General features: G+C 72.7%; 5 protein-coding genes. All 5 read left to right on the top strand.

Annotated elements, in window-relative coordinates; genetic code table 11:
• Positions 1-284 precede the first annotated feature (284 nt).
• Entirely contained in the window at positions 285-1,100 is an 816-nt protein-coding gene (gene fabG, locus IN07_RS11405; RefSeq protein ID WP_036335939.1) for a 3-oxoacyl-ACP reductase FabG, read from the top strand.
• 74 nt (positions 1,101-1,174) lie between these two features.
• Positions 1,175-6,724: an ATP-binding protein gene (locus IN07_RS11400; protein WP_052091157.1), complete on the top strand. Its 5,550-nt coding sequence runs from the start codon at positions 1,175-1,177 to the stop codon at positions 6,722-6,724.
• Positions 6,721-8,682 (top strand): 3-oxoacyl-ACP synthase III family protein, encoded by a 1,962-nt coding sequence (locus IN07_RS11395; protein ID WP_036335938.1) that lies wholly within the window; start codon positions 6,721-6,723, stop codon positions 8,680-8,682. Before IN07_RS11400 ends, IN07_RS11395 begins: the two co-directional genes overlap by 4 nt.
• Positions 8,683-8,735: 53 nt before the next feature.
• On the top strand, positions 8,736-9,608 hold the full coding sequence (locus IN07_RS11390) for an alpha/beta fold hydrolase (RefSeq protein WP_036335937.1): 873 nt from the start codon (positions 8,736-8,738) through the stop codon (positions 9,606-9,608).
• Between the two features lie 643 nt (positions 9,609-10,251).
• A complete protein-coding gene (locus IN07_RS11385) occupies positions 10,252-11,061 on the top strand; it encodes an alpha/beta fold hydrolase (RefSeq protein ID WP_052091156.1) in 810 nt (269 codons plus the stop codon).
• Positions 11,062-11,489: the final 428 nt, after the last annotated feature.

Below are 11,489 nucleotides of genomic sequence, written 5' to 3'. Positions count from 1 at the left end.
ACGTCTACGCCGACGCCCTCACCGGGCCCCTTGGCACACCACCTTGGTGGACGCCACTTCGCTCAGCCGGGCCGTGCTGTCGCCGACAGCCTCATCCGAAGCCGTCCCGAGTGCGGGACGGGTGCAGGCGCAGGCCGACCCGCAGGGGAGTCGACTCGCCCGTCTTGCGTTGACGGCGTTGCCAGGCCGGGGCCATGCTCGCCGGTGCCCGGAGCTGCGCACGTGGAGCCATGGGGGTTCCAGCTCCGAGGAGTCGCGGGTGCGCCGCGGCCGAGGGGGACGCGATGACAGCGACACAGGAGAGCGGCACCAGGACGGGCGACAAGCTCCTGGGCAAGGTGGCCTTCGTGACCGGCGGGACCCGCGGGATCGGCGCGGCCATCTGCCGCAGTCTGGCCGCCCAGGGCGCCGACGTCGCCGCCGGCTACAGCGGCAACCAGGAGGCGGCGGAGCGGTTCGCCCAGGGCTTCGGCGAGACCTTCCCCGACCGGGGCGTGACCATGCACCGCGGTGACATCGGCTCCGCCGACGACTGCCGCCGGTGTGTCGCCGAGGTGGTCGAGCAGCACGGCCGGCTGGACATCCTGGTCAACAACGCGGGCATCACCGTCGACCGGACGGTGGCGAAGATGGGCGACGACGACTGGCGCCGGGTGATCGACGTCAACCTGTCCGGGGCCTTCTACCTGTCCCAGGCCGCGCTGGCGCACATGCTCGAGCGGGGGAGTGGGCGGATCGTGATGATCTCCTCGGTGATCGGCGAGACGGGTGGGATCGGGCAGGTCAACTACGCGTCGGCCAAGTCGGGGCTGTTCGGGCTCACGAAGACCCTCGCCCGGGAGGCGGCGATGCAGCTGCAGCGCGCCGGTCACACCGACGGCATCGGCATCACCGTCAACGCCGTGACGCCGGGGTACACCGCGACCGAGATGCTCGACGCCGTTCCGGAGAAGGTGGTCGCCGGTCTCCGGGCGAAGATCCCGCTGGGTCGGCTCGGACGGCCTGAGGAGGTCGCCCGCGTCGTGCACTTCCTGGCCGCCGACGCCTCCTCCTACATCACCGGCCAGGTGTGGGGGGTCAACGGCGGGCTCGACATGTGAGCCCGCATCAGCGGTGAGACCTCGGCCCTGCGCCGATGACCTGACCGATCCGTCGACGGGGGAGGGGTGCGCGGGTGTTCCACCGCATCGCAGTGGTCAACCGGGGCGAACCCGCTCTGCGGCTCATCCGAGCCGTGCGCGAGCTCAACGCCGAGCACGGCACCGCGATCCGCGTGATCGCGCTGCACACCGAGGCCGAGCGCCGGGCCTCCTTCGTCCGCGCTGCCGACGAGGCCGTCGTCCTCCGCGAGACCGGTGGGGGGACCCCGTACCTGGACCACGGAGAACTCGGCCGGGCGCTGCGGGCCGGCCGCGCCGACGCCGCGTGGGTCGGCTGGGGCTTCGTCGCGGAGGACCCCGCGTTCGCCGAGCTGTGCGCCGACCTCGGCGTGACCTTCATCGGCCCGCCACCGGAGGCCATGCGGCTGCTGGGCGCCAAGATCGAGGCCAAGGTGCTCGCCGAGCAGACCGGCGTCCCCGTCGCACCATGGAGCGGCGGCCCGGTCGAGACCGTCGAGGACGGTCACCGGCACGCCGCCGCCATCGGCTACCCGCTCATCGTCAAGGCCAGGAGCGGCGGCGGCGGCCGGGGGATCCGGGTCGTCCGCACCGAGGACGAGCTGGAGGAGGCCCTCACCCGCACGCAGGCCGAGGCGGCGCGGACCTTCGGGGACCCGAGCGTGTTCATGGAACGACTGGTCGAGGGCGGCCGGCACGTCGAGGTGCAGGTGATCGCCGACCAGCACGGGGCGGTGTGGGCACCCGGGGTACGGGACTGCTCGGTGCAGCGGCGCAACCAGAAGGTGCTCGAGGAGTCCAGCTCGCCGGTCCTGAGCCCCGAGCAGGACACCGCCTTGCGCGAGTCGTCGATCGCGCTGGTCCGGGCTGCGGGCTACGTCGGTGCCGGCACGGTCGAGTTCCTGTACCAGCCCACCGAGCAGCTGTTCACCTTCCTCGAGGTCAACACCCGGCTGCAGGTCGAGCACCCGGTGACCGAGGTGACGACCGGGCTGGACATCGTGAAGCTCCAGCTGCACGTCGCCGCCGGCGGCCGGCTCGTCGGGGACCCGCCGGCGGAGTCCGGGCACGCCGTCGAGGCGCGGCTCAACGCCGAGGACGCCGAGCAGGGGTTCGCCCCGGCACCCGGCCGGGTCGAGCTGATGCGGCTCCCCACCGGCCCGGGGGTCCGCGTGGACACCGGCATCGGCGTCGGGGACGTCATCCCGCCGCTCTACGACTCGATGGTCGCCAAGGTCATCGCCTGGGGGCGGGACCGTCCCGAGGCGCTCGCGCGCCTGCGGTGCGCGCTGCGCGAGACGACCGTCGTGCTACGGGGCGGCACCACCACGAAGTCCTTCCTGCTCGACCTGCTGGACCGGCCGGAGGTCGTGGCGGGCACCGCCGACACCGGCTGGCTGGACCGCACGGGCACCGGGCAGGCGGAGACCACGCCCAACGGCTTCGTCGCCCTGCTCCAGGTGGCCGTCGACGTCTCCGACACCGAGGAGGCCCGGGAACGCGCGGCCTTCCTGGCGTCCGCCCGGGGCGGACGACCGCGCGCGCCGCACGAGGTGGGGCGCACGGTCGAGCTCGGCCACCGGGGGCAGGTCTACCGCCTGACCGCCGCCAAGGTCAGCCGCGACCGCTACCGCGTGCAGCTCGACGGCCGGTCCGTCGACGTGGACGTCGACCGGCTCAGCCCGTTGGAGAGCCGTCTCACCGTCGACGGCCGGCGCTTCTCCGTCGTCGCGGTGACGGCCGCCGGCTCGCACCTGGTCGAGGTCGACGGCGTGTCCCACCGGGTCACCCGCGACGCCGGCGGCCTGGTGCGCGCGCCCGCCCCGTCGGTCGTCGTCGCCCTCCGGGTCCAGACCGGGCAGGAGGTGGAGGCCGGCCAGACGCTCGCCGTGCTGGAGAGCATGAAGATGGAGACCGCCGTGCGGGCGCCGTTCGCCGGCCGGGTCCGCCAGGTGCTGGTCGGGCCGAACGTGCAGGTCGATGCCGGCGTCGCGCTGCTCGACCTGGAACGGACCGGTGGGGACGTCGAGGAGGCCTCGGGCGAGCGGATCGTGCTCCCCGGACCCGCAGACGCGCAGCCCGACCCGCGCGAGACGGCGGCGCCGCTGCTGGCCGAGCTGGAGGCGCTGATCACCGGTTGGGACGTCAGCGCCGACCACGCCCGGGCGTTGGTCGCCGAGTACTGCACGGGCCGCAGCGAGCTGCCGGTGGACGACCCGGAGCTGCTGCGCGGCGAGCTAGCCGTGCTCACCACGTTCGCCGACCTCTGCGAGCTGGCCCGCAACCGTCCGGCGAGCGAGGAGGAGGAAGCCGACCAGCAGGTGCACAGCCCGCGGGAGTACTTCCACGCCTACCTGCACTCCCTGGACGTCGAGCGGGAGGCGCTGCCGGAGAGCTTCCGCGCCCGGCTCTCCCGGGCGCTGTTGCACTACGACGTCCGCGACCTCGAACCGGGCCCGGCGCTGGAGGAGGCGGTGCACCGCATCTTCCTCGCCCAGCAGCGCATCGCCGACCAGCTCCCCGCGGTCCAGGCGCTGCTGGAGCGCTGGCTGGACGCCGGCAGCCCTCCTCCCGGGCCGTCCCGGGTCGAGGTGGGGGAGGTGCTCGACCGGCTCGTCACCGCGACCCAGTTGCGCTACCCGACCGTCGGTGACCTGGCCCGCGCCGTGCGCTTCCGCTGGTTCGAGGAACCGGTGCTGCAGCGGGCCCGACAGGAGGTGCTCGACGAGGCCGACCGGCTGCTGACCGAGCTCGACGAGGCCGGCGCGCGCGGCGACACCGGCGCCGGCATGGCCCGGATCGAGACGCTGGTGGCGAGCCCCGAGCCCCTGATCCGGCTGCTGGGCCAGCGTGCCGGACGGCCGACGACGGAACCCGACCCCGTGCTGGAGGTGCTGACCCGCCGCTACTACCGCAGCCGCGACCTGCAGCACGTGCGGACCTCCCTGCTCGGCGGTCACTCGTGCGTCTCGGCGGACTACGAGCTGAACGGGTCCCGGTTGCACCTGTTGGCCCTGATGGCCGAGCGGGAGGCCCTCCCTGCCGCGCTGTCCGCGCTCGCGGGGGCGGCCGAGGACGTCGCCGACCCGCCGCACCTGCTGGTGGACCTCTACCTGTCCTGGCCGGACCGCCCGGTGGACGCCGACACGATGGCGGCGGAACTGCGCGACCTGCTGGACGCCGTGGCGCCGCTGCGGACGGCCCGCCGGGTGACGGTGACGGTCTCCACCCCCGACGGTGACGTGGAGACCGTGACCTTCCGACCGGCGCCGGACGGCCCAGGAGCGGACGGCGTGGACGCGGTCGGGCTCGTGGAGGACCGGATCATCCGTGGACTCCACCCGCTGACCGCGCAGCGACTCAACCTGTGGCGCCTGAAGAACTTCGACGGTGTGCGCCTGCCGTCGGCCGAGGACACGTACCTGTTCCACATCGGCGCGAAGGAGAACCCGAACGACGAACGGTTCATCGCGATGGCGGAGGTCCGCGACCTGACCCCGGTCCGGGACGACGCGGGCGAGGTCGTCGCGTACCCGACGGTCGAGCGGCAGCTCACGGCCTGTCTCGACGGGCTGCGCCGGGCGCAGTCCCAGCGCAGGTCACGCCGTCCCCTGGACCACAACCGGGTCTTCCTCTACGCCTGGCCCTCCATCGAGGTCCCGCTGTCGGAGCTCGCGAGCCTGGCGCGGGCATCGGCGCCGCTGACCGCCGGGGCCGGGCTGGAGGAGATCATCCTGCTGGCCCGGCTGGAGGAGGAGGGCTCCACGGCCCCCCGGGAGGTGGCGCTGCGCTTCGCCTACGCACCCGGCACCGGCGTGACCATGCGGGTGACCGACCGGCCGACCGAGCCGATGCGCCCCTTGGACGACTACACCCAGAAGGTGCTGCGCTCGCGCGCCCGCGGCACCGTGTACCCCTACGAGCTCGCGCCGCTGCTCGCCGGGCCGGGCGGCACGTTCGTCGAGCACGACCTGGACGACGCCGGCCGGCTGGTGCCGGTCGAGCGCCCACCCGGCCGCAACCGCGCCGGCATCGTGGTCGGCGTGGTGACCACGCCGACCCCCCGGCACCCCGAGGGCATGACCCGGGTGGTGCTCTTCGGCGACCCCACGAAGGCCCTGGGCACCGTCGCCGTGCCCGAGTGCGCCCTCGTGGTCGCCGCGATCGACCTCGCCGAGGAACGGGGCATCCCGGTCGAGTGGTTCGCGCTGTCGTCGGGGGCCAAGATCTCGATGGACAGCGGCACCGAGAACATGGACGGGGTGGCGCGGGCGCTGCGCCGGCTGATCACGTTCACCCAGGCCGGCGGCGAGGTCAACGTCGTCGTCGCCGGCATCAACGTGGGTGCGCAGCCGTACTGGAACGCCGAGGCCACGATGCTGCTGCACACCAAGGGCATCTTGGTCATGACCCCGGACAGCGCGATGGTGCTCACCGGCAAGCACTCCCTGGACTACTCCGGGGGCGTGTCGGCCGAGGACAACTTCGGGATCGGCGGCTACGACCGGGTGATGGGGCCCAACGGGCAGGCGCAGTACTGGGCGCCGAACCTGACCGCGGCCGTCGAGCTGCTGTTCCAGCACTACGAGTACGCCTACGTCGCCCCCGGCGAGCGCTGGGCCCGCCCCTCCGACACCGGCGACCCGGTGGACCGGGACGTGCGCTCGTTCCCGCACCAGCACCCGGCCAGCGAGTTCAGCACCGTCGGTGACATCTTCTCGGCCGAGGCCAACCCGGACCGGAAGAAGGCCTTCGACATCCGGACGGTCATGCGGGCCGTCACCGACCAGGACCACGCCGTGCTCGAGCGCTGGGCCGGCATGGCGGACGCCGACACCACCGTCGTCCAGGACGCGTACCTGGGCGGCCACCCCGTCACGGTCCTGGGGATCGAGTCGCGGCCCATCCCGCGGCGGGGCAGCTTCCCGGCGGACGGTCCCGACCAGTGGACCGCCGGCACGCTGTTCCCGAAGTCGTCGAAGAAGGCCGCGCGGGCGATCAACGCGTGCAGCGGCAACCGGCCGCTGGTGGTGCTGGCGAACCTGTCCGGCTTCGACGGCTCGCCGGAGTCGTTGCGCAACGTGCAGTTGGAGAACGGGGCCGAGATCGGCCGGGCGATCGTCAACTTCGACGGCCCGATCGTCTTCTGCGTCGTCTCCCGCTACCACGGCGGTGCCTTCGTGGTGTTCTCCGGCGCCCTCAACGACAACATGGAGGTGCTGGCCGTCGAGGGCTCCTACGCCTCGGTGCTGGGCGGGGCGCCGGCCGCCGCGGTGGTGTTCACCGGCGAGGTCGACAAGCGCACCGCCGCCGACCCCCGCGTGCGCGACCTGGAGGCCTCGGTGGCCGCGGCCGACGGGGTGGAGCAGGCCCGGCTGCGGGTGGAGCTCGCCACCCTGCGCAGCACGGTCCGCTCGGAGAAGCTGGGCGAGGTCGCCGCCGAGTTCGAGGCGGTGCACGACATCCAGCGGGCCCGCGAGATGGGGTCGGTGCACGCCATCATCCCCGCCGCCGAGCTGCGCCCCCGCCTCATCGACGCCGTGGAGCGAGGGATGCAGCGCGCCACGCAGGACTCGTCGCACGCACTCCAGGAGGAGTCGACATGAACGCGTTCGCGCTCAACAAGCACGGTCGTCTGGTACTGCCCTCGAACATCTTCCCGCAGCTGGACTTCTCCACCATGGAGACCCTGGAGCAGCTCGACAGCGTCATCCGGCGGGACTTCGAGACCAAGGCACCCAGTGGCACCGACATCCTGGACAAGGTCCGGGTCGGCGGCTACGAGAGCCGGTACGCCCTGATGCGCGACCTCGCGCTGAACCTGTTCTGGGCCAACCGCTTCGCGATGACCATGTACGACAAGCGGCCGACGCGCTGGGCCGACGTGCCGCGGACCCGCACCGACGTGTTCCTGCCCGTGCTGGAGCCGTGGGAGGACGGCGACACCAAGATCGCCGCCGTCCAGGCGGCCTACCCGACGCTGCCGGCCCAGTGGGACGAGTCCGTCGAGGACCGGATCTTCGGGATCCTGTTCGACGTCTTCGGCAACCGCAGGAACCACGCGACCACGCTCCCGGCCGTCAAGCCCACGGTCGCCCAGTTCCTGGAGACGCCGGCCAACCTCACCTTCCGGCTGCCGGACTACGACCCGGACTACCCGGTCCACGACTACACCGACATCCTCGACTGCGACGAGGAGGTGCCCGAGCTCGAGGCGCTGCTGCGGTGGGCGATGGTGCTGCACAACCAGTACCCGTGGGACCGGGCGCAGGTGGAGCTGGTCGAGGCCGGTCAGCTGGCCGACGACGACTACGTGGTGACCTTCCACCCCCGGGACGCCGAGGTGCGGGCCTTCCTGCGGCGCCTGGACGCCGGCGTCCGGAGCCGTCCCGTGGCGCCCGCGCGGGAGAGCCGGCCACCCGTGCGCCCCTTCCCGGAGATCGACGTGCGCCGGCAGTTCACCGTCCTGCCCCGCCTGGAGTCGCTGGCCGCCGTGCACGGCGACCAGGTCTGCAGCAACGAGGACCTCATCCGCAACTCCGCCTACAACTGGTCGCCGATGGGCGCCGACGAGATCGGCGCCAAGACCGGCATCCGGCAGCGCGAGTACAGCTCGCTGAGCCTGGAGGAGCTCGGCCTGCAGGCCGCGCAGGCGGCGCTGGCGAAGGCGGGTCGGGAGCCGGAGGAGATCGGCGGCGTCCTGGTGTGCACCTGCACCAGCTCCCGGCTGATCCCCTCGCTGGCCACCTACATCTGCGGGCAGCTCGGCATCCACCAGACCCACGCCGCCTACGACATCGTCGCGGCCTGCGCCGGGATGCCGTACGGGCTGGCCGAGGCGACCCGGTTGCTGCAGGAGGTGGACCGGCCCGTCCTCGTGGTCTGCGTCGAGAAGTTCTCGGACAAGATCGGCAACGTCCGCACGTCCCGGATGATCTTCGGGGACGGCGCCGCGGCGATGGTCGTCGGTCCGGCGCCGGACGGCGCGGCTCCGGACTTCCACCACCTGCAGACCTACGCCAGCGGCCCGGCCAGCGAGGTCAACTCGATCATCTGGCCCAACCCGGTGTTCGACAACAACATCACCGTCTTCGGCCCGCACGTGAAGGCGCTGGCGGGCCGCTACCTCGCGCAGATGATCGAGGAGATCACGGCCCTGCCCGACCCCGACGGCCGGGCGGGCTCCCTGCTGGAGAGCATCGACCTCATCGTCCCGCACCAGGCCAACAAGACCATGGTGCTGCAGCTGGCCGAGCAGGCCGGGCTCACGCCCGATCAGCTTTACTTCAACATCGAGGAGGTCGGCAACACCTCGTCCGCGAGCATCCCGCTGGCCATCCACGACGCGGTGCGGGACGGCGTCATCACCGCACCGGTACGCATCTTCGCGCCGGGCTTCGGCGCCGGAGCCGTGGCCGGCTACACCGTCCTGACGCTGGACCCCGCGGTCGTCGCCGTACAGGAGGGGGCCGCCGCCCCGGACCTCGATCACGCCGAGCCGGCCCTCCCGGCGTCGGACGGGGCCTCGCCGGCCTCGGAGGACATGCGGGTGGCCTTCGGGTGACGGCGGTCGCCGGCAGTCCACGCCTGTGAGCAGGCCGGCGTGAGCGGGCCGCCATGAGCATCCGCGAGGTGCGCGGCGCGGACGGGACCGCCCTCCGCGCCTGGTGCAACGACGGCACGGGCATCCCGGTGCTGCTGTGCAACGGCCTGGGAGCTCCGCCCGCTGCTTGGCCGCGGCTCATCGCCCCGGACAGCGGCTACCGGGTGGTCAGCTGGTCCCAGCGCGGCCTCGGCGGGTCCGAGCGCCCGGCCGACCAGAGCCGGGTGCGGGTCGAGGACCACGCCGACGACGCACGAGCCGTGCTCGACGCCTACGGGATGCGCTCGGCGATGGTGGTGGGCTGGTCGCTCGGGGTCAACGTGGCTTTCGAGCTGGCCCTGGAGGACCCGGCCCGGGTGAGCGCCGTGCTCGCCGTCGCCGGGGTCCCAGGGGGCAGCTACTCCGCCCTGTTCGGCACCTACGGCGTGCCCCGACGGCTGCGGTCGCCGATGGGCCGGCTGGGCAGCCGGCTGTTGCCGGTCATGGGACCCCTGCTGCCGCTGGTGTCTGCCAGCCTGCCGCCCTGGCAGGAGCTGCTGTCCCTGGCGGCGCTGCGCGGACCCGCGCAGGAGGCGGCCCACCCGGGCCTGTTGCGCGCGGTGCTGCACGAGTTCGCCGGGAACGACTGGTCCTGGTTCCGGTACCTCGCGGACGCCACCGCCCAGCACGCGCCACTCGACGTCACCCGGGTGGCCTGCCCGGTCACCTTCGTGGCGGGCCGCTACGACTCCCTGGTCGACGTCGCCGACGTGCACAGGGCAGCTCGGTCGGTGCCCGGGGCGCGGCTCCGCGAGATGGCCGGCACGCACTTCCTGCCGTTGCAGTACCCGGAGGCGATGGCCGAGGAGCTGCGGCGGCTCTCCGGCCGCACGCCCCGCCGCGGCTGATCCTCGAGGCCGGCGCGGTGCGGGGACGTACCGGGGGCAGCACTGCGCCATCCCGCGGACGTCTTGTGAGCCGCTGCTGCCGGAGGTGGTCGTGGCCGGCTACCGGGCGGCGGGCACAGTTCGACGGTGATGCCGGACTTGTGAGCCCAGGCCCGCTGAGCTCGCGGCCGAGGTCACGCACGCGGCGCTGGACATCTCGCCGCGCACCCTGCTCGACCCGCGGGTCGGCGTTCGGTACTTCGCGACGTTGACGTCGCGGCTGGTCAAGCTGCAGGGCGGGTTGTTCCTACGCGCCATCGTCGACACCGAGGCCGGCGCGAACGAACAGTCGGTCGCCGATCGGTCCAACCTGCGCTCCATGGCCTGACAGCGCTGGACGGATGAAGGGCGCCTCGTACCGCAGAGTCGGAAGGAGGCGCCCTTCGCCTTGTCACGGGCCGGACGACCCAGGAACCACGGATCCCCGGCCGGTCATCCACCGGGAGGTGCCGACGTCAGGAGCAGGCGCCCCCCGGCCTGACGTTCGTGGGAGTCCAACTCGGTGCCCGAGGGGGACACACCAAGGGCGCACACGTCTGCACATGGCGCCTGGCTCTTGATACAGAATGAACTGACTCCCCGTTTCCCGAGAGCGGAGCGCCCTGTGCCGGTCATCGAACGTCCTGACACGGCCCGCATTGCTTGGGAGTCCGACGGGCCGGAGGACGCCCCCGCCGTCCTGCTGGTCATGGGGCTCGCCTACCCGGCCGCGATGTGGTTCCGGCTGGTGCCCGCGCTGGCCGAGGGCCACCGGGTCATCCGCGTCGACAACCGGGGCGCCGGCCGCACCGGTGACGTTCCTGGAGCGCCGTACACGGTCGAGACCATGGCGGCGGACTGCCTGGCCGTGTTGGACGCGGCGGACGTGGACACCGCCCACGTCGTGGGCATCTCGATGGGCGGCCTGATCGCTCAGGAGATCGCGCTCAGCGCTCCGGAGCGGGTCCGCTCGCTGTGCCTGATCGCCACACACCCAGGCATCGCGCGCGCCGTCATGAACCCCCAGGCGATGGCGATGCTGATGCAGCGCGGGCAGACGACGCCCCAGGAGGCCGCGGAGGCCTCCATCCCCTACAACTACGCGCCCGAGACACCCCGCGAGCGCATCGAGGAGGACTGGGCGGTTCGGTTTCCGCTCGCCGCCACGAACCAGGGTTACCTGGCGCAGGTGATCGGGTCGTCACGATGGGACGGCCATGACCGCCTGGACGGCATCACCGCGCCGACGCTGGTCGTACACGGGGAGCGGGATGCGCTCGTCCCGCCGGAGAACGGCCGCACCATCGCCGGCCGCATCCCCGGCGCCGAACTCGTGATGATCCCGAACGCGAACCACGTGCTGATGACCGATCAGCCTGGGCACGTCTCGAAGGTGCTCGTCGACTGGCTGGATCGGAACCGGCCCGCACGCTGACAGGTGACGGTCGTCGGCGAGTGCCCGGCACATCGGACACGTCACACACCCCGCTCCCACGGGACGGCGCCGCGCGCCACGGCATCGACGAGGCGCTGGTGGTCCTGCTCGGTCTGGTCGGCCTACCTGCGGGCGAATGCGCACAGGGCGCGGTCCACCTCGTCCGACCCACCAGGTGGCCGGAACAGTCAGCGGTAGGCGTCGGCGCGGTGCGAGATGCGCACGACCCGGACCCGGATGTCTCGCTGTGGACGGAGTGGACGACGCGGTACCGCCCGGCCGTTGCCCCCTGATCGGGCGATGAGTTCCGGGGGCGGGTGGGGTCTGCACGACCATGACCACTGTGATCGCCACCCGCACGCTCGTCACGTCTGAGGCATCGCTGGCCTATGACGTCCGTGGTCCGCTGCCGACGGCGGACGGACGGC

Source organism: Modestobacter caceresii (assembly GCF_000761485.1).
Lineage (GTDB): Bacteria > Actinomycetota > Actinomycetes > Mycobacteriales > Geodermatophilaceae > Modestobacter > Modestobacter caceresii.
This window is presented reverse-complemented; position numbering and strand designations above follow the sequence as displayed.